Genomic DNA, 26,548 nt, shown 5'->3' on the forward strand with positions numbered 1-26,548 from the left:
TGTGATCCGGGAAACCTAAAGACGCAGGGCAACTGCGCATTTTGCCAACAACCAACCAATGGGAGTTACCATGAAAACGCATCTTCTTATGACTACGACGGCCCTTGCCATGACGCTGGGCGCTGCGGCGCAGGCCGATACGCTGCGCCTGCTGACATGGGGCGGTTATGCCCCCGACGACGTTGTCGCGATGTTCGAGGAACAGACCGGCCACACCGTCGAAGTGACCAAATCCAACAACGAGGAAATGATCGCCAAGCTGCGCGCCACCGGTGGCGGCGGTTTTGACCTTGCCCAGCCCAGCCAGGACCGCATCGCTGGCCCGCAGATGGAATTCGGCATCTACAAGCCGATGGACCTGACAAAGATCAACGCCGATCTGTTCATCCCCTCGATGCTTGAGGCGACCAAGGGCAACACCACCGTTGACGGCGCGGTCTATGGCGTCCCGCACGTCTGGGGCACCTCGGGTCTGGTGCTGAACACCGCGCAGGCCGGGATGGTCAAGGATTACACCGACCTGTGTTCCGCTGACGTGGCGGGCAAGGTGTCCTACCGTCTGAAGCGCCCGACGCTGATCGGTTTTGCCTTTGCCATGGGCGAAGACCCCTTTGCCGCCTACAACGATCAGGCCAAGTACGAAGAGATCATGGGCAAGGTCGAAGAGGCGCTGATCGCCTGCAAGGCCAACGTCAAGACCTACTGGGATGGCGGCGATGAACTGATGGGCCTTGTGCGGTCGGGCGAGGTCGTTGCCTCGATGGCTTGGGACACCGGCGGTTGGAAGCTGAACGCCGACAACCCGGACGTGACCTTTGTCGCGCCTGCTTCGGGGGCGCTCGGCTGGGTCGACACCTTTGCCCTGCCCGCCAAGGGCAAGGCCGACGATGTCGCCTATGAGTGGATCAACTTTGTGATGCAGCCGGAAATCGCCGCCAAGATTACCGAAGCGGCAGGCAACTTCACTGCCTCCAAGGGTGCGGATGAATTCGCCTCGGCCGAGTTGAAGGCACAGTATCAGGCCAGCTTTCCGCCCGAAGCGATCGACAACATCAAGTGGTATCCGCCGGTTCCCGCGGGCCTCGAGGTGATCGAAGGCGGCGTGCTGGACCGCGTCAAAGCCGCCAACTGATTTGAAACCCTGGCGCCCCCGATGGTGGGGGCGCCACCCCTGAACGGACCCGATATGACCAACGATCTTGAATGCCGCGACCTGACGAAACGCTTTGGCGATACCATCGCCGTGGACAAGGTGAATTTCGAGGTGCCGCAGGGGTCGTTCTTTTCCATCCTGGGGCCTTCGGGCTGTGGCAAAACGACGATCATGCGCATGATCGCCGGTTTCCTTCAGCCAACCTCGGGCGACATTCTGATCCGGGATCGCTCGGTTCTGGATGTGCCGCCGAACAAACGTCCGGTGAACATGGTGTTCCAGCATCTGGCGCTGTTCCCGATGATGAACATCGCCGAAAACATCGGATATGGGCTGCGCCGCCGCGGGATGGCAAAGGCCGAGATCGCCCGCAAGGTCGACGAGGCGCTGGACAAGATCGGCCTGCCGGGGATCGGCAACCGCAAGGTCGATGAACTGTCAGGCGGTCAGAAACAGCGCGTCGCCATCGCCCGCTGCATGGTTTTGGAGCCCGAGGTGTTGTTGCTGGACGAACCGCTTGGCGCGCTGGATCTGAAACTGCGCGAGCGGATGAAGGTCGAGCTGAAGGCGCTGCAAGCGGCCTTTGACACCACCTTTGTCTACATCACCCACGACCAGTCCGAAGCCTTGGTCATGTCCGACAATATCGCCGTGATGAACAAGGGCCGGTTCGAACAGATGGGCAGCGCGCGCGATCTGTATTACCGCCCCGCGACGGCTTTTGTCGCGGGCTTTGTCGGTGAAACCAACCGTTGGTCCGGCGTGGTTGAACGGGTTGAGGGCAACGTGATGCAGATACAGACCGACAGTGGGTTGTCGATGCGCGCCGCGGCCCATGACCGGCCGCTGAAAGTGGGCGACAAAGCGCAGGTCTTTGTCCGCCCCGAGGCGATCCGCATCAGCCGCAAGGCGGAGGATCTCCAGCACTTTGACAACCGCCTGTCTGGCCAGGTCACCAGCCTTTTGTTCAACGGTGCCGCCAGCCGGATCATCGTCGCTGCAGGCCCCGAAGAGATCGAGGTCAACCTGCCGCAATCGGGCGAATACGCCGACATCCGGCGCGGCGACGCTCTGCACATCGGCTGGGCGGGCGATCAGGGCAACTGTTTCGCCGGGGGTGTGTGATGCAAAGCGGTGCGCGCCTTGGGCTGATCCTGCTGCTGATGCCGATCCTGTTGTGGCTCAGCCTGCTCATCCTGATCCCGCATATCGACATGTTCCTTGTCTCGCTGCGCGAACGTGTCGGCGTGGGGCAATACGAAACCTCATTCGCCAACTACCTGACCTTTTTCCAGGAACCGCTGTACCTGTGGACCTTCCTGCGCACCGCCACCATGTCGATCACGGCGACGATCATCACCCTGATCATCGCCTTTCCGGTCAGCTACTACATCGCCAAGATCGCACGGGGGCGCACAAGGTCCGCCCTGTTCCTGCTGTGCCTTGTGCCCTTCTGGGTGTCGGAACTGGTGCGCACCTTTGGCTGGATGATCCTGCTGCGCGAAACCGGGATCATCTCGAACCTTTTGCAATGGGCCGGGTTGGTCAGCGGTCCGGTGGAAATGCTGTACAACGACGCGGCGATCATGGTCGGGCTTGTCTATACCTCGATGCTGTTCATGGTGGTGCCGCTGGTGACAACGCTTGAAAGCCTGCCGGACGAGGTGATCGAGGCTGGTTATGATCTGGGCGGCAGCACCCTGAGCGTGATGCGCGAAATCGTCATCCCTCACGCCGCGCCGGGCATCGTGTCGGGCAGCATCGTCGTCTTCATGCTCAGCCTTGGCAACTACCTGACTCCGACCATGCTGGGCGGCAAGGACAGCCTGTGGTTCACCGAACTGATCTATTCCCAGTTCATCGTCCGATTCAACTGGGAGCTGGGTGCGGCCTTTGGCTTCATGCTGCTGTTGCTGTCGTCGCTGATCGTCTGGGGGATGCTGCGGCTGACCGGGCAGACGCTTGAACGGACGATGGGATAACGCCATGATCCCGTCGATCCCCCAGCCAAAGGCGCTACAAGCTGCCTATACCGCCTATGTGGTGGTCTTCTTCATCTTCCTCGCGCTGCCGCTGGTCGTGGTGGCGGCCTTCGCCTTCAACGACAGCCAGTTCCCGTCCCTGCCGTGGGAAGGGTTCACCTGGGGCTGGTTCTTCGGCGACACCCGCCCGATGATCGGCGCCTTTCACGAACGCGGCATCCTGCGGGCCATCGGAACATCGGCCTTCGTCGCCGTGGGCGTGTCGGCGCTTTCCGTGGCGGTGGGCCTGTCCAACGCCTTCCTGTTCAACCGCTACAGGTTCCGGGGGCAGGGGGTGCTGTACATCTTCATGCTGCTGCCGCTGGTGGTGCCGGGGATCGTGCTGGGCATCTCGATCCTGGTGTTTTCCAGCCGCGTCGCGAACATCGCCTGGGACATGTCGCAATGGGACATCGAGGCGCTGCGCCCCGGCCTGACCCTTGTCATCCTCGGTCAATTCTCCTTCATCGCCACGATTGCCACTTTGGTCATCGGCGCCCGCCTGCAAAAATTCGACCGAACCCTGGAAGAGGCCGCGATGAACCTCGGCGCGGGCCGCCTGACGGCGGTGCGCACCGTCACCCTGCCTTACCTCGCCCCGGCCCTGATCGGGGCCTTCGTGGTCGCCTTCCTGATGAGCTTCGAGAACTTCAACACGACCCTGATGCTGGTCGGCTCTGACGCGCCCTTGACCATCGCCATGTTCGACCGCCTGAAAGAAGGCTCGACACCGCTGCTGAACGCCGTGTCCCTGCTGCTGATGCTGGGGTCGTCCTTGCTGGCGCTGGTGATGATCGCCTTTCAGCGCAAAGGCTGATCACGAAACCATCGCCCCGGGTTTCTTTGTGCCAAAAATATCCTGGGGGTCCGGGGGCAAAGCCCCCGGCCGGTCGGATCGCACAAGCGATCCGAAACACCGTCAATCCTCGATCGGGTTCTCGCCAGTGTAGGTCCAGCGATAGGCCGGCGGGGTCGGGCCCTTGTTGCGCCCGCCCTGCTGCATCTGCTCCCATGCGTGGGCCATCGCGCCGACGGATCGCGACAGGCAGAACAACCCGCGCGCCAATGGCCCGGAAAAGCCCAGTTCCGCATAGATCACCGCCGTCGCCCCGTCGATGTTCATTGGCACCGGCTTGCCTTTGCGGGCGTTCAGACAGTGCTGCATCGCCCGCCCGATATGGGCAAAGCGCCCTGACACGGTGCCCGCCTGTGCCGCCTCGTCGACCAGCCCCAACAACCGCGGCGCGCGCGGATCTTCGGGCTTGTGAAAGCGGTGGCCAAAGCCGGGGATGAATTTTGACCTATCCGCCTGCCACCGGTCGATCATCGTTGCCGTCGCTTCGTCCAACGGTTGACCCGCCTGCTCGGCCTCGTCGATCCAGCCGAACAGCTCGACCGCCTGTTCGCCCGCGCCGCCGTGCACATCGTCCAGCATGTTCACCGCATTGGCCATCGCCCCGTTGAGCCCCAGCCCACAAGTCACCGCCATCCGCGCCGCCGCAATCGAGGGCGCCTGCGGGCCGTGATCGACCGCCGCTACAAGGGCGCATTCCAGCAGCCGCGCCTGATCGTCCGACGGCAAATCCCCGCGCGTCATCAGCCAGACCATCTGCGGGAAGGTCACATTGCCGATCAGGTCCTGTATCGGGTGTCCGCGCATGCGGATCTGCCCGGGGGCCATGTCGATGATCGAGGTGCTCCACCAGTCCGAGACATCGTTGCTCATATCGCGCCGCTTTCTTTCAGGGTTTTCACGTCGTCCGGTGACAGGCCCAGCTCGGCCCAGACGGTATCGTTGTGTTGCCCCAGCATCGGGGGTGGATCGTCCACCGTCGGGGCCGCGCCGTCCAGCTTGATCCCCGTGGTCGCGACCTGGATATCACGCCCGACGCCGGGGACGTTTTCGTATCGCTTCAGGAAACCACGGTCGGCCACCTGCGGCATCTCCAGCACCTCGGGCACGGTCAGGACGGCGCCGGCTGGCACGCCGATGCGGTTCAACTCTTGGGCCCAGTCGCGGGCAGGGCGGGTGCGCAGAACCTCCTCCAACTCGGCCTTCAGGGCGAGGCGGTTGGCCTTGCGGTCCTCGCGCGTGACATATTCGGCGCGCTCGCGCAGGGCCGCCAGCCCAAGGTGGTCGGTCAGCAGCACCCATTGTTCATCCTTGTTGGCGGCGATGTTGATCAGCCCGCCCTGCGCCTGAAAGGTCCCCGAGGGCGCCGAGGTCGGGTTTTCGTTGCCGTTGGCGCTGGGCGCAATGCCTGCGATCAGGTGGTTGGACACGACCCAGCCCATGGTTGCCAGCACCGATTCCAGCATGGACACATCCAGGAATGCTCCGCGTGGCCGGGCGTTCAGGGCGGATGCGATGGCAAAGGCCGCCGTCATTCCGCCCACGGTATCGGCAATGGGATAGCCGACGCGCAAGGGCGTGCTGTCTGCATCCCCGGTGATCGACATGACCCCGGCAGCGCCCTGGATGATCTGGTCATAGGCGGGGCGGTGGACCCAGGGACCATCCTGCCCAAAGCCTGAAATCGCGCAGTAGATCAGCGTTGGATTGACCTCTTTCAACTGGTCGTAGGACAGGCCCAGCCGCGCCATCACACCGGGGCGGAAGTTTTCGACCAGCACGTCGGCGGTTTTCACCAGCTTCAGGAACAGCGCTTTGCCGTCGGGGTGTTTCAGGTTCACCGTGACCGACTTTTTCCCGGCATTCTGCGCCAGGAAAGACACGCCCATGTCCTTGGCGCTCAGCTCGGGATCGGCGCCCAACTGCCGCGCCAGATCGCCCCGGCCGGGGGTTTCGACCTTGATTACCTCGGCGCCCATATGGGCCAGGTGATGACAGCAAAAGGGGCCGGCCAGCACATTGGTCAGATCCAGCACGCGGATATCGGCAAGCGGCTTGTTCATGGTGGGACATTCCGGACCGTGTTCAGACAGCCCTTGGATAGCACCGCCATGCCCGCGCCGGTAGCGCCGATTGTCAGGGCCAATTGGCCGGGGCGCAATGCCCCGGCGCGCCTAGGTCTTGAAGATGCGGTAGATGGCCGGGATCACCAGCACCGTCAGCGCGGTCGAGGACAGCAGCCCGAACAACAGCGAAATCGCCAGCCCCTGAAAGATCGGGTCGGCCAGGATCACCACCGCCCCGATCATTGCGGCCACCGCCGTCAGCAGGATCGGCTTGAAGCGGGTTGCGCCTGCTTCGATCAGGATGTCCAGCGTCACCTTGCCTTCGGGGTCGGCGTGGCGGATGAAATCCACCAGCAGGATCGAGTTGCGCACGATGATCCCCGCCAGCGCGATGAATCCGATCATCGAGGTCGCCGAAAAGGGCGCCTGGAACAGCCAGTGGCCAACCATGATCCCCAGGAAAGTCAGCGGCACCGGGGTCAGGATCACCAGTGGCAGGCGGAACGATCCGAACTGTGCCACGACAAGGATGTAGATCCCGATCAAGGCCACGCCAAAGGCCGCGCCCATGTCGCGGAAGGTGACCCAAGTCACCTCCCATTCGCCATCCCACAGCAGGACGGGGTGGTCGGTTTCCGCCGGTTGGCCGTGCAGCGATATGATCGGCTTGGTGCCCTCTGGCCAATCCATCTTGTCCAGCTCGTCGGCGACGGCAAGCATGCCGTATAGCGGCGCCTCATAGGCTCCGGCCATTTCACCCATGACCATGGTAGCCTCGGCGCTGTTGTGGCGGAAGATCGGGTAGGATGTCAGTTCTTCGCTGATCTGAACCACGTCCCCCAGTTCGACCACGCCGCGCCCGCCGGGCAGGGCATTGGCGGGGACTGGGGTGGACAGCGCCGTGGCATCCATCACCCGATCAGACCGGTCGCGCCCCATCACGATGGGGATAGGGCGACGGCCCTCGCCGCGATGGGAATAGCCCACCGTGGTATAGCTGTTCAGCAGTTGCAGGGTCTGGGCCGCGTCTGCCTCGTTCACCTGGTAAAAGTTCAGGTCCGAGGTTTTCATTTCGGCCCGCAGACGCCGCGCCTGGGTGCCAAAGTTGTCGTCGGTGTCGACGATGTAGTCGATGTTCTCGTAAGCCGTGCGCACCTTCTGCGCGACCATGCGCCGGGTGTCCGCATCGGGGCCGTAGATCTCGGCCAGAAGGGTGGCGATGACCGGCGGGCCGGGGGGCGGTTCGACCACTTTCATCACGGTGCCGGGCGGCACGGGGATGCCGTCAAGCAGCATCTGGCGCAGTTCCAGCGCAATGTCATGCGACGTGCGTTCGCGGGCGTGTTTCGGCAGCAGTTTCAACTGCACCTCGCCCATTTCCGGGTTCTGACGCAGGTAATAGTGGCGCACCAATCCGTTGAAGTTGAAGGCCGCCGCCGTGCCTGCGTGCGTCTGCGCCGAAACGACCTCGGGCAGGCGCAGCGCCATGCGCGCGGCCTGCTGAGCCAGGGCATCCGTGGCTTCGACGGTGGCGCCTTCGGGCAGGTCCAGCATCACGGTCAGTTCGGATTTGTTGTCAAAAGGCAGCAGCTTGACCGTCACGTCCTTGGTGTACAGCGCGCCAAGCGATCCAAAGGACAACACGATCACCACCAGCAGGAACACCCCAGAGACGGCTTTGCTGTGCAGTACGGGGCGGGCTATGGCGGCATACATCCGGCCAAGGCGGCCACCGGGAATGCCGTGGCCTTCCTCTTCGTGGTGCAGGTCCGCACGGCCGGCGATCTTGATCATCAGCCAAGGGGTGATCATCACCGCGACAAAGAAGGAAAAGATCATCGCGGCCGACGCATTGGCCGGGATCGGCGACATGTAGGGACCCATCAGGCCCGACACGAACAACATCGGCAGCAGCGCCACGACCACCGTCAGGGTGGCGACGATCGTTGGGTTGCCCACCTCGGCCACGGCCTCGATCGCGGCCTGTACGCGGGTACGGCCCGGGCGCTTCATGCCCCAGTGCCGCGCGATGTTTTCGATCACCACGATGGCGTCGTCGACCAGAATGCCGATAGAGAAAATCAGCGCGAACAGCGACACCCGGTTCAGCGTGTAACCCATGATATACGACGCAAACAGCGTCAGCAGGATCGTCACCGGGATGACGATGGCGACCACGATCGCCTCGCGCCAGCCGATGGCGAACAGCACCAGCGCGACGATCGACACGGTGGCAAGGCCAAGGTGGAACAGCAACTCGTTCGCCTTTTCATCGGCGGTTTCGCCATAGTCGCGGGTGACCTCGATCTCGACCGTGTCGGGGATCAACTGACCTTGCATTGCGTCGACCCGGTGCAGGATTTCCTCGGCCACGATCACGGCGTTGGCCCCGGCGCGCTTGGCGATGGCCAGTGTCACGGCCGGTCGGCGCAGCACCTGCGCCTCTGGATCGGCATGGCCATGTTCATCCGTCCCGCCCGCGCGGGTCAGCGTGGCAACGTGGTGTTCATCCAGATCGGTGACAAAGCCGACATCGGCCACGTCGCGCAGATAGACGGTGCGCCCGTCGCGGGCGATCAGTTCAAGGTTGCCGATCTCTTCGGGGGTGGTCAGCGTCTTGCCGATCACCAGCCCGATCTGTTGCCCGTCATCGCGCAACAACCCGGCAGGGGCTGAGGAATTGGCGCCCTGCACCTTGCCCGCAACCTGTTGCAGGGTGATGCCGTAAAGGGCCAGTTTGTCGGGGTCCGGCGCGACGCGCAGCGCCTCGTCGGTGGCGCCGATGACATAGGTCAGGCCGACGTCGTCGATGCGGGTCAGCCGTGCTTCAACTTCGCGCACGATGCGGGTCAGGTCGGCGGCGGTCAACTGGTCGTTGCCTTCTGCCGGGGCGAAGGTCAGCCCCACAATGGCCACATCGTTGATGCCGCGCCCGACGACCAGCGGTTCGGGGATACCCACGGGAATACGGTCAAGATTGGCCATGATCTTGTCGCGCACGCGCAGGATGGCGGTATCGGCAGGGATGCCCACCTGAAAGCGGGCGGTGACCATGATGTGATCGTCGCGGCTGTCGGAATAGACATGTTCGACGTTGTCGATGCCTTTGACGATGGTCTCAAGCGGTTCGGTCACCAGTTTCAGCCCGTCCTGCGCCTTGAGGCCCGCGGTTTCCACATGGATGTCGACCAGCGGCACGGAAATCTGCGGCTCTTCTTCGCGCGGCAGGGACATCAATGCGATCAGGCCCATGGCAATCGCCGCCATCAGGAACAACGGGCTGAGTGGGGACAGGATGAAGGCGCGGGTCAGACGCCCGGCAATGCCAAGCCCGCCCGAGGGGGTTTGCGTATCATTCATGGCTGGTCGTCACCTTGTCGCCAGCGGTCAGACCGCTGAGGATTTCGATATAGGCGGCCCCGTCGATGGTGACCTCTTCGCCGGGGACAACCACGCGCTGCAGGGTTTCGTCGCCGATGTTCACGGCGACAAAATCCAGCCCACCGCTGTGCAGCAGCGCCTCGCGCGGGATCAGCAAGGCCTGCCGTTCCCCGACCGGCAGGCGCAGTTGCACGCGGCGGCCGACAAAGGTTTCGGGCAATCCGTCCACTTCGACATCGGCCTGCACGCGCCCGCCCTGGATCAGCGGATAGATCTTGGCGAGGCGGCCCATGGTTTTCAGATCACCCTGAGCGATTTCGATCGGATCGCCCTGTTGCAAGGCATCGGCATAGCGTTCCGGCACGGCCAGCCGCAGGAAAACACCGCCCGCGCCGATCAGGGCCACCTGTTCGCCGGGCATCACGACCGCGCCCTTGGCAACCGGCACCGACAGCACGACGCCAGCCTCGGGGGCCAGTACGGCGCCTTCCTCGATCTGGCGGGTGACGATGTGGCGTTCGGCGTCGAGGCTGGAAATCTGCCCTTCCAGCACGCTGACGGCGGTTTGCAATGTCTCAAGGCGCTGGTTGGAAATCACCCCGCGTTCCGAAAGCGAGGTGCCTCGCGCCAGATCGGCCTGTGCCTGTTCCAGCTGGGTGCCCAGCGATTGCAGGTTCGCGTTGATCCCGTCGATGGCGAGGAACAGCTTGGAATCCTCGACCAGCGCCACGCGCTGCCCTGCCTCGACCCGGTCGCCTTCGCTGATCATCAGTTCGGAAATCGTGCCGCCGATCCGCGCCCGTGCCGGCACCCGGTCACGGGTTTCGACCTCGGCGTAGACGGGTTTCCATTCGGTCAGGGCACGGGGTTCCAACGTCACGGTTTCGCCAAAGGCCGGCGGGCCAAACAGCGCGGAAACGGACAGAAGGCTGATAAGGGAAAGGGCGGCTGGTCGCATGGGGAACCTCGCTGAGCCGAAGAAATACATTCTATTGACTGCATATGTAATGGGATTGGGCGCCAAGTGCAAGCGATGTCACCATGGCGCGTATCCCGAAAACCAATAGCATCAAGGACAATTCTATCACGGCATTTACAAAATACTCTTTGTATAATTTTTGGAAGGTCGCTAAGACTTCAGCGGCATCATCCCCCTCCATCCCCAGGAAAAAGGCGTGAACATGTCAGCCAAAACCCGCAAGACCGAGCTGCTTTCCTACCTGCGGCGCGCGATTTTGACGCTTGATCTTGCCCCGGGCGCCGATCTGGACGAGGTCGCCATAGGCGCGCGGTTCGATCTGTCCCGCACCCCGGTGCGCGAGGTGCTTCGCGATCTCGACGGGCTTGGCTATGTCGACCTGCGGGAAAACCGCGGGGCGCGGGTCAGCGAGCTGTCTCACACCACCCTGCGCGACTTTTTTCTGGCGGCGCCGATGATCTATGGCGCGATCATGCGTCTGGCCGCGCGCAATGCCCGCCCCGACCAGATCGCGGCGCTGAAACAGGCTCAGGACGCGTTTCGGGCCGCCTTGCGCGGGGACAGCGCGGCCAATCGTGCCCTTGCGAACAACCGGTTTCATGAAATCACCGGCCAGATGGCCGCCAACGTCTATCTGTTGCCGTCGTTCCACCGGCTTTTGATCGACCATGCGCGCATCGGCATGACGTTTTATCAGCCGCGTTCGGATGCCATGGTGTCCAACCTGACAAAGGCCAGCGACCAGCACGACCAGATCATTGCCGCCATCGAGGCGCGCGATGAAGAACAAGCCGCCCGGCTTGCCGATCGGCACTGGGCGCTGTCGCGTGACCAGATCGAACTTTACGTGATGCCCTCGGCGCTGGACGTGCCGCTGGGGGCATTGTCCCGCCAGCATTCAGCATGAGGTCAGCAACAATGCCCGTTTTCAAATTCGAGGGGATCTATACCCCGCTTGTGACGCCGATGAATGCCGATGGTTCGGTGCGCTGGGACGCTCTGGCCGAGGTGATCGACTTTCTGATCGACTCGGGGGTGCATGGGCTGGTCTCGGGCGGTTCGACCGGGGAAAACTATGCTCAGACGGTCCAGGAACGCCTGGACATTGCCGCGTTTACCCATGCCCGGATCAAGGGGCGGCTGCCCTTGGTGGTGGGCACCGGGGCGATGCTGACCTCGGATTCTGTGGCCTTGGCCAAGGGCGCGCGCGCCATGGGCGCCGATGCGATCCTGCTGGCCAGTCCGCCCTATGCGGTGCCCACCGACCATGAAAACGCCTTGAACGCCCTTGCGATCGACAAGGCCGCCGATCTGCCGATCATGCTGTACAACTATCCGCACCGCACCGGCACCATGATGGGCCCCGCCTTTCTGGATCACGTCAGCCAAAGCGCCAATGTCTGCGGCATCAAGGAAAGCTCGGGCGATATCAATCGCGTGCACCTTTTGGCGCAAGAGTATCCGCAAATCCAGTTGGGCTGCGGCATGGATGATCAGGCGCTGGAATTCTTTGCCTGGGGCGCGCCGTTCTGGGTTTGCGGCGGGTCGAACTTTTTGCCGCAGGAACACGTGGCCCTGTACGAGGCCTGCGTGGTTCAGGGTGACTTCGCCAAGGGACGCCGCATCATGGCTGCGCTTTTGCCGCTGATGCATGTGCTGGAACAGGGCGGCAAGTTCATCCAGACCATCAAGCATGGGGTCACGATGACGGGCATCGACGCCTCGGTCGTGCGGCCGCCGCTGACCGCGCTGGACGCGGAGGAGCAAAACCGGTTGGCGCAGGTGGTGGCGGTGCTTAAACGCACCATCGCCGACATTCAGGCCGGGCGCTGAGGCGATGGCCCAACCGGCGCACCATGATGCGATGGGCTGGCCGTGACGGTGTATCGCGCCAAACGCCTGCCGCAGCAACGCGGCCCTGCCGCCTGGAACGCGATCCTGGGTCCGCAGCCTGCGGGGCGCATCCTGAAGGATGCGCAGCGGGCCGATTTCACGATCATCGGCGCGGGCTTTGCCGGGTTGTCCGCCGCGCGCCGCCTGCTGCAATTGCAGCCCGACGCCAAGGTCGCAGTGCTTGAGGCCGGGCGGGTGGCCGAGGGGGCGGCGGGGCGCAACTCGGGCTTCATGATTGATTTGCCGCACGAGTTGACCTCGGCGGATTATGCCGGGGCGGGGGATGATCGCGCGGTGATCGCCCTGAACCGGCAGGCCATCGGCTTTGCCCGCGCGGCCGTGCAGGACTATGCCATCGACCCCGCCTATTTTGACGAATGCGGCAAGGTCAATGGCGCGGTCAGCGAGGCGGCGCAGGGCCACAACCGCAGCTATGCGCGGCACCTTGAAACCCTTGGTGAAGGGTTCGAACATCTGGACGCGGCGCAGATGCGTGACATGACGGGCAGTGACTATTACCGATCGGGGCTGTTCACGCCGGGCACCGTTATGCTGCAACCGGCGGGGTATATCCGCGGGCTGGCGGCAGGGCTGTCCCGGGATGTGGCGATCTACGAACAAAGCCCGGTGACCGCGCTGACACGGGTTGGTCCCGATTGGCGGGTCGATACACCGCGGGGCAGCATCACCTGCCCGCGTGTGATCCTGGCCAACAACGGCCACCTGGAAAGCTTTGGCTTCGAGCGGGGGCGCCTGATGCACCTGTTCCTGTTCGCCTCGATGACGGCGGAACTGACGTCGGATCAGGTTGGGCAGTTGGGCGGGCAACCGCGCTGGGGCATCACGCCATCGGACCCGATGGGAACGACGATGCGCCGGATCGACAGCGGGCAGGGCGGCAACCGCATCGTCACGCGCAGCTGCGCCGTGCTGCGATCCGGCATGGAGACGCGCCCGCGCGATCTGACCCGCGCCGCGCGGGTGCACCGGCAGAAATTCGACGCGCGGTTTGCGCAACTGGCAGGCACGCCGATGCAGTACCAATGGGCCGGCCACCTGTGTCTTAGCCTGAATGCCGTGTCTGTCATGCGCGAACTGGAACCGGGGCTGTTTTCGGCCTGCGTCCAGAACGGGCTGGGCACCGCGCGTGGCACGCTGACCGGGATCGGCGCGGCGGAACTGGCCTGCGGTCACACCAGCACCATCACCCGGCATTTCGGGGCTGCGCCTGCACCGGCGAAACTGCCGCCAAGCCCCTTGCGCGATCCGGGCGCGAATGCTGTGCTGCGCTGGAAAGAATGGAAGGCCGGTGCGGAATAGGCGGCCCTATTCCGGCGGCCTGCCAAGGGGGACAGCATGACCGAGTATTCTTCACGCATTGAAGGCCTGCGCGCCATGGACCCGGCAGCGCGGCGGGACGCCATCGCCGGGGCCGCAGGCCTGGGCGAAGACGACGCCAAAACCCTTGCCGGGGCGGCTTTGCCCCCCGATCTGGCGAACGGCATGATCGAGAACGTCATCGGCACCTTTGAGCTGCCGCTTGGGGTGGCGTCGAATTTCCTGATCAACGGACGCGAATACCTTGTGCCGATGGCGGTCGAGGAACCCTCGGTCGTGGCGGCGGCGTCCTTTATGGCCAAACTGGCGCGTGAAGGCGGCGGGTTTACCGTGTCCAGCACTCTGCCGATCATGCGCGCGCAGGTGCAGGTGATCGGGCTAAGCGATCCGCATGGAGCGCGGGCGCGCCTGCTGGCGCAGCAGGGCGTGCTGATCGACATGGCCAATTCCCGCGACACCGTGCTGGTCGGGCTTGGCGGTGGCTGCAAGGGGATCGAGGTGCAGGTCTTTGACAGCTCGCCCATCGGGCCGATGGTGGTGCTGCACCTGCTGGTCGATGTGCGCGATGCCATGGGGGCGAACACCGTCAATTCCATGGCCGAAATGATCGCACCCAAGGTCGAGGAAATCACCGGCGGCACGGTGCGCCTGCGCATCCTGTCAAACCTGGCGGATCGCCGGGTGGTCACGGCCTCGGTCCGCATTCCGGCCGCGGCCCTTACAACGCAGACGTTGGACGGGGCGCAGGTGGCCCAGGGCATTGTCGAGGCCTGCGCGCTGGCACTGATTGACCCCTACCGTGCGGCAACCCACAACAAGGGCATCATGAACGGCATCGACCCGGTGGTCGTCGCCACCGGCAACGACTGGCGCGCGATCGAGGCCGGGGCGCATGCCTATGCGGCGCGGTCCGGGCGCTACTGCTCGTTGACGACCTGGGAAATCGACGGTGATGACGCCTTGAGCGGTGTTCTGGAAATGCCGATGGCGCTGGGCACCGTCGGCGGCGCAACCCGCACCCACCCTGCGGCGCAGGCGGCCCTAAGGCTGATGCGGATCACCTCGGCCCAGGAACTGGGCGAGGTCGCCGCCGCGGTCGGGCTGGCGCAGAACATGGCGGCGCTGCGGGCGCTGTCGACCGAAGGCATCCAGCGCGGCCACATGGCCCTGCACGCCCGCAACATCGCCATCACCGCCGGGGCGACGGGGGCGGATATCGACCGTGTGGCCAAGGCAATCGTCGCGGCGAATGACGTCAGCGTGGACCGCGCGAAACAGGTTCTGGACGGCGCCTACTAGTCGGGCGTCGACAAGCCCTTGCGCAGGGCGGCCAGATCCAGATCGCCAGCAACAAAGACCGCGCCGGCCTCGATCGCCTGCAGGCGTACCTCTTGGGAAAGCGTCAGGATGCCCGGTGGAACGCCCGCCGCGCGGATGCGGCGAATGCAGTCCAGAACGGCGCGGGTGACCTCGGGGTGGTTCGGCTCTCCGGGATAGCCAAGCGAGGCGGCCAGATCGGCAGGCCCGACAAAGATGCCGTCGACGCCCTCGACGGCGGCGATGGCTTCGATATTGCCCATCGCCTCGCGGGTTTCGACCTGAACGATCAGGCAAATCTGTTCGCGGGCGCGTTTGTGATAACCGGGGATCTTGCCGAATTGCGTGGCGCGGGTCAGGCCCGCAACGCCGCGAATGCCGGCGGGCGGATAGGTCACGGCGGCGACGGCCTGCGCGGCCTCATCGGCGGTTTGCACATAGGGTACAAGGATCGTCTGCGCGCCGATATCCAGCAGCTTCTTGATCTCGGCGGCGTTCAGGCAAGAGGGGCGGACAATGGAGGTGACCGGGTAGGGCGCAACCGCCTGCAGCAGTGGCAGCAGGCTGACCGGGTCCATCGGTGAATGTTCGGTGTCGAACATCATCCAGTCGAAACCGCAATCGGCCATCATCTCGGCGGCCAGCGGATCACTCATGGTGCACCACAGACCGCGCTGCAGTTCCATCCGCTGGATCGCGGCCTTGAAGGTGTTGGTTTTCAGCTCGGCCATGTTGATCCGCTTTCTTTGCAAGGGGGGTGCCTGCGGCCACCATGCGCCTGTTCGCGCGGCCCTTGCAAGCTAGGGCTGGAACAGGCGGACGGGCAGCATGTAGCGCGGCACCCATTCCAGCCAGGCCACATCGGTCGGCCCGACGATCCAGTCGATGGCCTGCCAGCCAGCGCCGTCACGGCGCAGCAGGACCATGACCACATCGCTCATGGCGTCGGCGGCCCAGTCGCTGGCATAGTTGGTGCGCAGCCAGTTCAGCGGCGTGCCGTCGGCGTTGACGGGGGTCGCCTGAAGATAGGCCCAATGCCCGTCGCTGTTCAGCACATCCACGACGAAAATCACGTGCTGGCCGATGGCGGGCACGATCGGCACCCGGGCGGCATCCATGATGGCCGAGCGTTCGGCGCTGCCGCGCTGCGGGGTGTACAAGGCGCCCACCGGCGCATCGGTCATGCCGACACCGGGGCTGGCCGGTCTTGGGGGCGTCGCGGCGGGGGGCTGGGTAATCGGGCGCGGGGCCTGTGCCGGCGGTTGCGGCACGGCGGCGGTTTGCGGAGGTTGCGGCACGGCCATGGTCTGCGGGGTCAGGTCGGGCGGCGGTCCAAAGCTGCCCGCCATATGGGCCACCACGGCGCTGAATTCGGATTCGCGTTCCGGCGGATAGCTGATTTCAAAGGTTCGGGTCAGCCCGTCCAAATCGCGGATCACGCGGCGGATCACGGTCTTGCCATCACGCGCCCCGGCCATCTGGTAGGCGCCCTGTTCGGGCTGGTCATAGTACAACGGCGCCAAGCTGGCGCGGTCCTCGGCGCGCATGCCATCAAGACCAAGGTCCAGCGCGTCGTATTGCGCAAAGACGTAAAAGCTGGCCTGCCCATCGACCGATCGAAAGCTGCGCCCGTCGCCATTTGCGGGCGGCGGATCGGCCTGAAAATAGGTGCCGGGATAGGAAATGCTGACGCCATGGCGGGCGTTGCGATACAGCGTATAGCCCGAGGCATCGGTTTCAAAGACATCCTCGCCCCATGCAGCAGCGGCGGGGTCCGGGGCAGGCGGCGCAGGGGGCTGCGGGGTTGCAACGGGGGCCCCGGGCGCCGCGGCCTGCTGCTGCGGTTCGGATGTCTGCGGCGGCGGTGCGCCGCAGGGCGCGGCGGCTTTTGGCATGGTGATCTGCAACCGGGTCAGGATTTCCCGGTATTCTAGGCCATTCTGAAACCCGGCGGGGCCGCTCAGCAGCATGACCAGCGGCATGCCCGGTTCGGGGCAGTTGTCCCAGACGGTCAGTTCGGTGCCGTTCAGGCCATATTCCTGCGCGGGGGCATTGCCTTGCCATGTGGGAATGGCGCTGGCCCCGGGTGCCAGTCCGGCCAGTTCCTTGGTCGCGGGGTCGCCATACAGGAACCGCACCCGCAAGGCTCCGCCGGGGGCGCTGTAATCGCCGCTTTCATGGGTGGCGATGCCGCTCCAACCGGCGGGCAAGGTCACGGTGACCAGCGTGCCGAACAGGGTCTTGACCTGCTCGGCGCCCGTGCCCGTGGCCATCGTGGGCGGTGCGGCGGGTTCGGCCTGATGCACCTTGCCCAGCCGCAAAGAGGCCAGAACGGTATCGCGGATCGCAGGATCGACCGGGTCGGCGCCACCGACCGCGCCAAAGGCCATGTTGATCGGCTCCGCGTCTTCGCCCAGCAGGCTGCGGGTCATGTAAACGCGCATCTGCGCCGGGATGCCGCCCATGTCCATGGTGACATCCGCCCAATCCAGCACTTCGTCGCCAAGCGTGATGTCGCCCCTTGCCTGCAGGCTGCCGCCCTCATCCTCGAGGTCGTCCAAAAGCCCGTCGATGGTCGTGCCGCTGACATCGTCCAGCGCGACCGAGATGAGCTGCCCCCGCGGAACAGAAGCATCGCCGACAAAGACCGCGCGCGCGCCGTCCTTTTCCTCCATCGTCTTCCAGCCGGGGGGCAGGGCAATGCGGCTGTCCTGCATGTCGAACCAGATCCAGTCGGCGGGCGGATCGGCGGGGGTGATGCCGCTGTCGTTGGCGTTGGCGGCAGGCGCGGGTGCAGGCGGGCTGTCCACGGGCGTCGCTGAGGATTGGGCAAGATCCAGGTCAAAATCCCCCCAGTCGGCCGCCTCAGGTGGGGCGCCAGGATCAAGGCTGATCCCCGGGACGCTCAGCGGGGGCAGGGCCGCCGCATCGAGCGGGCCAAGCAGATCGTCAAGCGGGCGTTCCTGCGCCGGGGCAAGGGTGGCACGCCCCAGATCGGCCAGGGTTTCCGCCTGGGCGGGCAAGCATAGCATCAAGGCGCACAGACCTGCGCCGGCAAATAGCGTTTTCATCTCAGTTTCCTTCTGTGCCCTGCGGCAGGCTGGGGACGGCAATGCCCATCTGCTGGAACATGGTCGGGTCGATCCTGGACATGGCCTTGCGCATTTCGTCGATCATCCGGCGGCTGGCAGGATCGTCCATCGGGTAATAGGTCTTGCCCTGCCCGATATCGGCAAAGACCCCCTTCATGGTGACCGTGCCATCGCTGGTGCAGCTGACGCGGCTGACACTCGCCCCGGTCACCCGCTCGCGTTCGCGGTCAAAACGGCATTTGCCCTCGGCATAATCGCCCTGCCTGGTGAACAGCGAGACGTTGCAATCCTTCATCGCCGCAAGCCCCTGATAGCGCGGCTCGCCCAGGTGCAGCTGCGTGCCATAAAGCCACAACCCGGGCGAGGCCGAGGCCCACTGCCCGGTCGCGCCGTCATAGGAGCCAAGCACGATCTGGCCATTGGCCAATTGCGCGAAATCCAGGATCTGGCTGGGGCCGGCGGCAAAGGTGCGGCGTTCTTCGTCCAACACCTCTCCGGCCAGGGTCCGGGTTTCGCGGGTGCAGCGCCGGTCGCCTTCGTCCAGTTGCATCCTTGTGACGATCGGGGTGACCGGCTGGCCAAAGATCGCTGCCGCCATGCTGCCCTTGACGGTCAGCGGGGCCTGCAGCGTGGTGCCTTGCGCGGTCTCAACAACGATGGTGTCCGGCAGCCCGGCCTTCATCCATGCGAAGGTGGTGAAATCCAGCGCAAAGGTGCCCTGCGCCGACAGCGGCCCACCCCAATCGTCACCGCTGCGGGTCGGAATGCGGACGCGGGCGCCGTCCATGCCCCAGGCGGTCACGTCCAGATGGATCGGGTAGTTCATCTTGAACCGCAGGTCGCGGTTCAGTTGGTCCACCAGTCGGCGCATGTGCAGCGCCTTGGCGCGCTGCGCGATTTCCGGCATCACATCCCTTGCGATCATCGCCAGCAGCGCATCCTTGTGTTCGGCGCGCAGGTCATCAAGGATCGTCTGGCTTAGCCCGCTTGAACCGCCGCCGGTGCGGGAGGCATCCGAGTAAAAGGCGATCTGTTCCAGCGTGGCACTGCCGACATAGCGGTCAAGCTCTGCCATCAACCCCGCGCGAAAGGGATCGGCGCCCGGGGCCTTCTCTTGACCGGGTTTTGGCTGGGCGGTTTCGTACAGCGCCCAGACCAGCGATTTCCAATCGTTCAGGGTGCGGGCGACGGACGGGTCTTCGCGGAAAAAGCGTTGCAGATCGGGGCGCCAGCGGTCGCGATAGATGTTGCGCCCGCCTGCCTCGACCTCGCGCAGGGTGATGTCAAAGATGAACAGCGTGGTGCCTGCGGTCTGAAGCGCCGCCCAGCCATAGTTGGAAATGGCAAAGCTGATGACCCCCTTGTAGGCGCCGACGGCAGCGGCATCCTGCTTGCCCTGCAATAGGTCGTTGGCGACGGTCACGCCGGTGAACAGGACACCGGCATAGGTCATGACGGTGTTCACGCCGTTCAACGATGCTACCTGCCCGACGTTTTCGGCCAGGGTGCTGATGACGCCCGTGCCGCCAAAGACATCGCCAAACAGGGTCAACCCGTTGTTCAGCGCCTCTTGTTGCCGGGCGGCTTCGCGATCAGAGGCAATGGCATTGGCCAGGGCGGTCACGCGATCCGTGGCAAAGCGGAAGTCCATGGCATCCGGGCCCAGCTGATAGCGCACCACCTCTTCCGAGGGGCCCGAGCCCTGGGTGATGGTTTCGATCGGCGCAGCGGTCAGGGCCAGCGGCGCGGCGGTCAAGGCAATTGCGGTGGCGGCGATCTTTCCCAGGTGCATCTGTCCTGTCCCCAAACGGTTTCGGGGCAAGTCTAGGCCCGCTGAGGGGCAGCGACATGATGCAGGTTAAGGTCGGGACAGGATCAGGGGTTTTTTGCGCCAAGCGCGGCAATTTCCGCGCGATGCGCCTGCATCCGCAGGAACACCTGATAGTCGCGTTCATACAGCGCCTGCGCCGCGGGATCGGGGGTCTTGATCACGGGGTCGGCGGCCATGTCGCGGGCGATGGGGCCAATCGCGGAATCCTTGTCCAGGCAGGCAAAGGCCAGTGTCGCGGTGCCCAGCAGGATGGTGTCCTGGCCCTGGTGCCGCAGGATGCGCCGCCCGGTGACATCGGCAAACAACTGCGCCAAAAGATCGCTTTGGGCCAGGCCGCCGACCATCGCAAGATCGCTTGTGTCCAGGTTCTCGCCGCTGGCATGAGAGATGATCTGCCGCACCCCCAGCGCCAGAGACAGCGCCGCACGCCAATACAGCGCGCACAGCGCGTCAAAGCTGCGATCCAGCGACAACCCGCTGATCACGCCCCTGGCCATCGGATCGCTGAGCGGTGAGCGGTTGCCGTTGAAATCCGGCAGCACATGGATATGTCCGCCAAAGCCCGGGCCATGCTGGGCCAGCAGCGCGCCAAGCCGGGCGGTGACATCGGAATGACCGGGGCGGTTGCCGTCGCCCGTGCGCGGCCAGCTGTCCAGAACATGGTCCAGCAGGGCACCGGCGGCCGATTGCCCGCCTTCGCTGACCCAGCGGCCGGGCATGGCGGCGTCGCGGTACGGACCCCAAAGCCCCGCGCGGTAAAGCGGTTCTTTGCTGACAGACATGATGCAGTTCGATGTGCCGGTGATCAGGGTCTGCTGCAGGTCGGGCGCCGTGCCTTTCGGGAACAGGCCGTGGGTGCCGATGGCCCCGGCAAAGGCATCTATGATCCCGGTTGCCACCTTGGTGCCGGTGGCAAGGCCAAGCGCATCGGCGCTGGCCGCAGTCAGGGTGCCTGCGGTGGTGCCGACTGGGGCCGGGGGGGCGGTCAGCCCGGCCTTTTGCGGTAGATCGGGCAGGCCGACCTGTGTCAGAAAATCGTGCTGCCAGCCGCCAGAGGCCGGAAGGTAGGGCCATTTCGCCGCCGCAGCACAGGCCGACCGCACCGCCTGTCCGGTGCTGCGCAGGACCAGATAGTCGCTCAGATCGCCGGCATATCCCAGCGCGGCCCACAGGTCCGGGCGATGGGTTTTCAGCCACATCAGCTTGGGCGTCTGCATTTCCGGCGACATGGCCTGGCCAAGGTGACGGATCAGCGCGTGGCCGGTGGCGGTGCATCGTTCCGCCTCGGCCAGGGCGCGGTGATCGAACCAGGCGATGGTGTCGCGCCCATCCGGGCCCAGCGGCAAGGGCGCGTGATCGCGATCCAGCAGGACAAGGGAACAGGTGGCATCGAAGGCCAGGGCGCTGACCTGATCGGCCTGCACGCCGCTGCTGCGCACGGCCGCCCTTACCGCATCGCAGACGGCGCGCCAGATATCCCCCGAGGCGTATTCGCCAACATGCCCTTCGCCTTCGTGAACCGGGAACCCGCTGACCTGACGCGACAGCATTTCGCCGTCGGAATCGAAGATACCGGCGCGGGCGCTGAGTGTCCCGACGTCCACGGCGCAGACATAGCGTGTCATCTGATCACCGGGGTCAGGCGAGGGTTTGAATCAACGAAGGAAGATCGCTCATGTCCGAGATGATCGCCCTTGGCGCAAGTTTTGCAACCTTTTCGCGCAGGTTTGCCGGTTCGGCGTGCGACCCACCGACAAAGGCAATGACCTGCATGCCCGCGGCCTGGGCGGCCTGGATGCCTGCGGGGCTATCTTCGATGACTACGCAATCCTCGGGCGCGACATCGAACTGCCGGGCTGCGTGCAGGAACAGATCGGGCGCGGGTTTGCCGCGCTGAACCATGGTGGCGCTGAAGATATTGGGTTCGAACAGGTCACGCTGGCCGGTCAGGTCCAGCGAAAGGCGGATGCGATCCGGCTGGCTGGACGAGGCGACGCAGCTGCGCCAGGGCAGGGCCAGGATCGCCTCGGAGACGCCCGGGATCGCCCGCAGATCCTGTCGAAAGCGCAGGTAAAGACGGTTGCGCATCTCGGTCAGACGATCCTGCGTAAGATCAACGCCACGGGTGTCGTGCAACCAGTTGGAAATGGTCGAAAGGCTACGGCCAAGCAAATGGTCATAGCCCTCCTGTACAGTCAAAGGGCAATCGGCTTCGGCAAGGATGTCCAACATCACCGCAAGCGAGATTGGCTCACTGTCGACAAGGACACCGTCGCAGTCGAAGATCACCAACCCGTTGCGCTTTGCCTCTTGCACGGTATCACGCACCTTCCACGTACCGTGTCAGGGCCGCCTTTGTACCGTCGGCCCAAAGTGCGTTCAGCCAGAACGCGAACCGTTCGGCAAAGGCCGCGTGACCGGCGAGATCGCCATAGACGGCCTCTTGTTCCAGCCAGGCTTGCGGGCGGTCCTTTGCCTGCAGGGCGGTTGCCTTCAACTGATCCCAGTTCGGATCGTTGGGGGCGATTTCCGCGCCCGCGTCCGTCGTTCCGGCGCAATAGCGGCACCACAGCGCGCATTCCAGCGCCAGCCCTTCGAACCGGCTGCCTGCGGCCAGCGCGTCGCGCAGGGCAGGGATCACGAATTTCGGCTGACGGTTGGTCCCGTCCAGGCAAAGACGCCGGATGGTATCGCCGATCTTGGGGTTCGAGAACCGTTCTTCGATCTTGTCGAAATAGGCGTTGGTGTTGGTCTCGGGAACCGGGGGGATCTGCGGGATGATCTCGGTTTCCTCGATCTTGCGCAGAAAGGCACGGATCAGCGGGTGTTCCATGGCTTCGTGGACAAAGTGGATGTCTAGCAGGCCCGCCGGATAGGCAATGACCGCGTGGCCCGCGTTCAGGATGCGCAGCTTCATCAACTCGAAGGGCGTCACATCCTCGGCGAACTGCACACCGGCCTTTTCAAGCGGCGGGCGCCCCAGGGGAAAGTTGTCCTCGAGAACCCACTGGGTGAAATCCTCGCAGAAGACCGGCCAGCCGTCCTCGATCCCGAAGTCTTCCTTCAGGATGTTGCGTTCGCGGTCGGTGGTTGCCGGGGTGATCCGATCGACCATTGCGTTCGGAAAGGCGACATTGGCTTCGATCCAGTCGGCGAAGTCGGGGTCCGACAGGCGGGCCAGTCCGGTCAGCGTGCGCCGGGTGACCGATCCGTTGTGCGGAATGTTGTCACAGCACATCACGGTGAACGGCGGGGTCCCGGCATCCTTGCGGGCGCGCAGGGCGGCCAGCATCATGCCAAAGACGGTCTTGGGCGCGGCCGGGTTGGCCGCGTCGTGTTGAATGTCCGGATGCGCAGGGTTGAAGTTGTCCTTGGCATCCAGGAAATAACCGCCCTCGGTGATGGTGAGCGAGACGATACGGATATCGTCCTGCACCATCCGGGCGATGGTCGCGGCGGCGTCGCCCGGCTCGATGAAATCAATCATCGAGCCAAGAACGCGCGCCTCGCTTTTGTCGGCTTCCTGTTCGACCAGGGTGGTCAACCAGTCCTGGGTCTTGAGGATTTCGCGGCCCTTGCGCTCGCCCTCGAAGACGCCGGCGCCGACAAGCGCCCAGTCGGTTGCTTCGCCCATGTTCATCAGGCTGTCCAGATAGGTCGCCTGATGGGCGCGGTGAAAATTGCCGACCCCAAAGTGCAGGATCCCGGCACGCAGGGTCGCCCGGTCATAACCGGGACGACCGACGTTTTCGGGCAGGGCGTTCAACGTGGCGTTGGAGAGTTTCAGGGTCATTTTTCTCTACCGATTTGCGGGTCAGGCGATGCGCAGGCCGTTGGCGTCAAAGCGGTGGATCTTGTCCGCTTCGGGCGTCAACCAGACCTGGTCGCCGTGGTGGGCGTTGAATTCACCGCCAACACGGACGGTCAGCGTTTCCGCCAGGCCCGTGTCGTGGACGTGCAGGAAGGTGTCCGAACCAAGGTGCTCCGATACGCCGACCGTGCCTTTCCACGCGCCGCTTTCCATCGACGCCGCCAGGTGTTCGGGACGGATGCCCATGGTGTGGGCATTGTGCTTGGCTGCCTCGGCGCCTTCGATAAAGTTCATCCTGGGCGACCCGATGAAACCGGCCACGAACTTGTTCTTGGGTTCGCGGTACAGGTCAAGCGGGCTGCCCACCTGTTCGATCACACCGGCCTGAAGCACCACGATCTTGTCGGCCATGGTCATGGCTTCGACCTGGTCGTGGGTCACGTAGACCATCGTGGTGGCCAGCTTTTCGTGCAGTTCCGAGATTTCCATCCGCATGCCGACACGCAGCGCCGCATCAAGGTTCGACAGCGGTTCGTCGAACAGGAATGCGGCGGGTTCGCGAACGATCGCGCGGCCGATGGCGACACGCTGGCGCTGACCGCCGGACAGCTGCCCGGGGCGGCGGTCCAGATAGTCGGTCAGGTTCAGAGCAGAGGCCGCGTTGTCGATGCGACGCTTCTGTTCGTCCTCGGGAATGCCCGCCATCTTCATCGGGAACGCGATGTTCTTGCGTACCGTCATGTGCGGATACAAGGCATAGCTTTGGAACACCATGGCCAGGCCGCGTTTCGCGGGCGGCAGGGCCGTGGCATCCTTTCCGTCGATCAGGATCTTGCCCGACGTCGTATCCTCAAGCCCTGCGATCAGTCGCAGCAGGGTTGACTTGCCGCAGCCCGACGGGCCGACAAACACGACGAATTCACCTTCGTTGATTTCAAGGTCCAGCGGCGGAATGACGTTCACATCGCCAAAGCTTTTGGTCACCTTGCTGAGCGTAATGCTGCCCATTGGTCCCCTCCCTCTTATTTAACCGCGCCGAATGTCAGGCCGCGGACAAGTTGTTTCTGGCTGAACCAGCCCATGATCAGGATCGGCGCGATGGCCATGACCGAAGCCGCCGACAGTTTTGCGTAGAACAGGCCCTCGGGGCTGGAATAGCTGGCGATGAAGGCGGTCAACGGGGCGGCATTTGCAGCCGTCAGGTTGAGCGTCCAGAACGCTTCGTTCCAGGCGAGGATGACGTTCAGCAGCAGGGTCGAGGCGATGCCCGGCACGGCCATTGGCGTCAGTACGTAGATGATTTCTTCCTTCAGCGATGCACCGTCCATCCGCGCGGCTTCCAGGATTTCACCGGGAATTTCGCGGAAGTAGGTGTAGAGCATCCAGACGATGATCGGCAGGTTGATCAGCATCAGGACGATGACAAGGCCAAAGCGGCTGTCCAGGATGCCCAGCTTGATGAAAAGCAGGTAGATCGGGTACAGCACACCAACCGCCGGAAGCATCTTGGTCGAGAGCATCCACAGAAGGATGTCCTTGGTCCGCTTGGACGGCACGAAAGCCATCGACCAGGCGGCGGGGATGGCGATGATCACGCCAAGGATTGTCGATCCGCCCGCGATGATCACCGAGTTCCACAGGAACTTCATATAGTTCGAACGTTCCTGCACGACGGCATAGTTTTCCAGGGTCCAGTCAAAGAAGAACCAGACGGGCGGATCCGAGATGGCCTGCCCCTCGGTCTTGAAGCTGGTCAGGATCGTCCAGAGGATCGGGAAGAAGATCAACAGGCCCACGGCCCAGGCCGCAATGGTGTTGATCGACTTGCGTTTTGTTGTAACGGCACGTGCCATGATCAGGTTCTCCTCACGCGTCCAGGTTCTTGCCGACGATGCGCATCAGGAAGATGGCAACGATATTGGCGAGGATGATCGCATAGACACCGCCCGCGGATCCCAACCCGATGTTCTGGCTTTCCAGCACACGCTGGAAGATCAGGTAGGACAGGGTCTTGGTTCCGAAAGCGCCACCGGTGGTCACGAAGATCTCGGCAAACAGGCCCAAAAGGAAGATCGTCTGGATCAGGACCACAATGGTGATCGCCCGGCTCAGGTGCGGCAGGATGATGTACCAGAACCGCTTGAGCGAGGGTGCGCCATCCATTTCGGCCGCTTCCAGCTGTTCGCTGTCCAGGGACTGGATGGCGGTCAGCAGGATCAGGGTCGCAAAGGGCAGCCACTGCCAGCTGACGATCATGATCAGCGACGGAAGCGACGCCTGTGACAGCCATTGCACCGGCTCGGCCCCGAAAAAGCGCCATAGATGCGCCAACAGGCCGTTGGTCGGATCCATGAACATGTTCTTCCAGACCAGCGCCGACACCGTCGGCATGACAAAGAAGGGGGCGATCACGAGGATGCGGACAACGCCCTGGCCCCACATCGGCTGATCCAGAAGGATCGCCAGAAGGATGCCAAGACAGACCGTGATGACAAGCACGCCGCCAACGATGACCAGAGTGGTCTGGACGCTTGGCCAGAAGGCGCTTGAGGTCACGAAACGCATGTAGTTGTCAAAACCCACCCAGCCGCGGTCGCCGCCGCTCAGCGGTCTGTAATCTCTGAACGAGAAATACAGCGTCATGATAAGCGGTACCAACATCCAGCCAAGTAGCAGGGTGACGGCCGGCGCCATCATCATCCTGGCCGCGGACCGCGACTGTTTAGTCGCCATAACTTCCACCTCCCATATATCCCGGGTCGTAAGCCGCCCTGAGGCGGAGATTGCATTGAAAAAATAAAAGGGACTAACGA

Annotated in this window: 21 protein-coding genes; 8 read left to right on the forward strand and 13 right to left on the reverse strand. The window is 64.0% G+C overall.

The features are described 5' to 3' along the window. Positions 1-70 precede the first annotated feature (70 nt). From QF118_RS04065 to QF118_RS04080, 4 genes are read left to right on the forward strand one after another with little or no spacing between them, the layout of a single operon-like run. Complete coding sequence (locus tag QF118_RS04065) at positions 71-1,132, forward strand: extracellular solute-binding protein (protein ID WP_394357071.1); 1,062 nt, start codon at positions 71-73, stop codon at positions 1,130-1,132. A 54-nt stretch (positions 1,133-1,186) separates the two neighbouring features. Continuing rightward, positions 1,187-2,278 (forward strand): ABC transporter ATP-binding protein, encoded by a 1,092-nt coding sequence (locus tag QF118_RS04070; RefSeq protein ID WP_282301371.1) that lies wholly within the window; start codon positions 1,187-1,189, stop codon positions 2,276-2,278. Next, the gene (locus QF118_RS04075; RefSeq protein ID WP_282301372.1) at positions 2,278-3,135 is read left to right on the forward strand and encodes an ABC transporter permease; all 858 of its coding nucleotides are present in this window, start codon (positions 2,278-2,280) and stop codon (positions 3,133-3,135) included. The genes QF118_RS04070 and QF118_RS04075 overlap by 1 nt, the downstream gene beginning before the upstream one ends. A 4-nt stretch (positions 3,136-3,139) precedes the next feature. Beyond that, complete coding sequence (locus QF118_RS04080; RefSeq protein WP_282301373.1) at positions 3,140-3,991, forward strand: ABC transporter permease; 852 nt, start codon at positions 3,140-3,142, stop codon at positions 3,989-3,991. 102 nt (positions 3,992-4,093) lie between these two features. On the opposite strand, the gene QF118_RS04085 is transcribed toward QF118_RS04080, so the two are convergent. The 4 genes from QF118_RS04085 to QF118_RS04100 all read right to left on the reverse strand — a co-directional run bounded on the left by QF118_RS04085 (position 4,094) and on the right by QF118_RS04100 (position 10,432). After that, complete coding sequence (locus tag QF118_RS04085) at positions 4,094-4,900, reverse strand: citryl-CoA lyase (RefSeq protein ID WP_282301374.1); 807 nt, start codon at positions 4,898-4,900, stop codon at positions 4,094-4,096. After that, positions 4,897-6,090 (reverse strand): CaiB/BaiF CoA transferase family protein, encoded by a 1,194-nt coding sequence (locus tag QF118_RS04090; RefSeq protein WP_282301375.1) that lies wholly within the window; start codon positions 6,088-6,090, stop codon positions 4,897-4,899. Before QF118_RS04090 ends, QF118_RS04085 begins: the two co-directional genes overlap by 4 nt. A 111-nt stretch (positions 6,091-6,201) precedes the next feature. Then, on the reverse strand, positions 6,202-9,453 hold the full coding sequence (locus QF118_RS04095; RefSeq protein ID WP_282301376.1) for an efflux RND transporter permease subunit: 3,252 nt from the start codon (positions 9,451-9,453) through the stop codon (positions 6,202-6,204). Next, positions 9,446-10,432 carry an efflux RND transporter periplasmic adaptor subunit gene (locus tag QF118_RS04100; RefSeq protein ID WP_282301377.1) on the reverse strand — a complete coding sequence of 329 codons (987 nt, stop codon included), beginning with the start codon at positions 10,430-10,432 and terminating at the stop codon, positions 9,446-9,448. The genes QF118_RS04095 and QF118_RS04100 overlap by 8 nt, the downstream gene beginning before the upstream one ends. 223 nt (positions 10,433-10,655) lie before the next feature. Between QF118_RS04100 and QF118_RS04105 the strand changes: the two genes are divergently transcribed. From QF118_RS04105 to QF118_RS04120, 4 genes are read left to right on the forward strand one after another with little or no spacing between them, the layout of a single operon-like run. Further along, positions 10,656-11,360 carry a GntR family transcriptional regulator gene (locus QF118_RS04105; RefSeq protein ID WP_282301378.1) on the forward strand — a complete coding sequence of 235 codons (705 nt, stop codon included), beginning with the start codon at positions 10,656-10,658 and terminating at the stop codon, positions 11,358-11,360. A gap of 11 nt (positions 11,361-11,371) precedes the next feature. After that, positions 11,372-12,286 carry a dihydrodipicolinate synthase family protein gene (locus tag QF118_RS04110; RefSeq protein ID WP_282301379.1) on the forward strand — a complete coding sequence of 305 codons (915 nt, stop codon included), beginning with the start codon at positions 11,372-11,374 and terminating at the stop codon, positions 12,284-12,286. A 42-nt stretch (positions 12,287-12,328) separates the two neighbouring features. Then, positions 12,329-13,666 carry an NAD(P)/FAD-dependent oxidoreductase gene (locus QF118_RS04115; RefSeq protein WP_282301380.1) on the forward strand — a complete coding sequence of 446 codons (1,338 nt, stop codon included), beginning with the start codon at positions 12,329-12,331 and terminating at the stop codon, positions 13,664-13,666. A gap of 36 nt (positions 13,667-13,702) precedes the next feature. Then, on the forward strand, positions 13,703-14,983 hold the full coding sequence (locus QF118_RS04120; RefSeq protein ID WP_282301381.1) for a hydroxymethylglutaryl-CoA reductase, degradative: 1,281 nt from the start codon (positions 13,703-13,705) through the stop codon (positions 14,981-14,983). Here the strand turns inward: QF118_RS04120 and QF118_RS04125 are convergent. From QF118_RS04125 to QF118_RS04165, 9 genes are all read right to left on the reverse strand, one after another. Further along, the gene (locus tag QF118_RS04125) at positions 14,980-15,732 is read right to left on the reverse strand and encodes an HpcH/HpaI aldolase family protein (protein ID WP_282301382.1); all 753 of its coding nucleotides are present in this window, start codon (positions 15,730-15,732) and stop codon (positions 14,980-14,982) included. The two genes, QF118_RS04120 and QF118_RS04125, sit on opposite strands and share 4 nt — an antisense overlap. Before the next feature lie 69 nt (positions 15,733-15,801). Then, complete coding sequence (locus QF118_RS04130; protein ID WP_282301383.1) at positions 15,802-18,072, reverse strand: hypothetical protein; 2,271 nt, start codon at positions 18,070-18,072, stop codon at positions 15,802-15,804. Position 18,073: 1 nt separating this feature from the next. Beyond that, positions 18,074-19,885, reverse strand: coding sequence for a hypothetical protein (locus QF118_RS04135; RefSeq protein WP_282301384.1), 1,812 nt, complete (start codon positions 19,883-19,885; stop codon positions 18,074-18,076). An 83-nt stretch (positions 19,886-19,968) separates the two neighbouring features. Further along, complete coding sequence (locus tag QF118_RS04140) at positions 19,969-21,549, reverse strand: FGGY family pentulose kinase (RefSeq protein WP_282301385.1); 1,581 nt, start codon at positions 21,547-21,549, stop codon at positions 19,969-19,971. Positions 21,550-21,562: 13 nt separating this feature from the next. Further along, on the reverse strand, positions 21,563-22,252 hold the full coding sequence (locus tag QF118_RS04145) for an HAD family hydrolase (RefSeq protein ID WP_282301386.1): 690 nt from the start codon (positions 22,250-22,252) through the stop codon (positions 21,563-21,565). Next, positions 22,245-23,717 carry a mannitol dehydrogenase family protein gene (locus tag QF118_RS04150; protein WP_282301387.1) on the reverse strand — a complete coding sequence of 491 codons (1,473 nt, stop codon included), beginning with the start codon at positions 23,715-23,717 and terminating at the stop codon, positions 22,245-22,247. Before QF118_RS04150 ends, QF118_RS04145 begins: the two co-directional genes overlap by 8 nt. 21 nt (positions 23,718-23,738) lie before the next feature. Beyond that, positions 23,739-24,743, reverse strand: a complete 1,005-nt coding sequence (locus QF118_RS04155; RefSeq protein ID WP_282301388.1) for an ABC transporter ATP-binding protein — start codon at positions 24,741-24,743, stop codon at positions 23,739-23,741. Positions 24,744-24,757: 14 nt separating this feature from the next. After that, positions 24,758-25,588 (reverse strand): carbohydrate ABC transporter permease, encoded by an 831-nt coding sequence (locus QF118_RS04160; protein ID WP_282301389.1) that lies wholly within the window; start codon positions 25,586-25,588, stop codon positions 24,758-24,760. Positions 25,589-25,601: 13 nt separating this feature from the next. Next, entirely contained in the window at positions 25,602-26,468 is an 867-nt protein-coding gene (locus QF118_RS04165) for a carbohydrate ABC transporter permease (protein ID WP_282301390.1), read from the reverse strand. Positions 26,469-26,548 lie beyond the last annotated feature (80 nt).

Source organism: Tropicibacter oceani, from assembly GCF_029958925.1.
Classification (GTDB): domain Bacteria; phylum Pseudomonadota; class Alphaproteobacteria; order Rhodobacterales; family Rhodobacteraceae; genus Pacificoceanicola; species Pacificoceanicola oceani.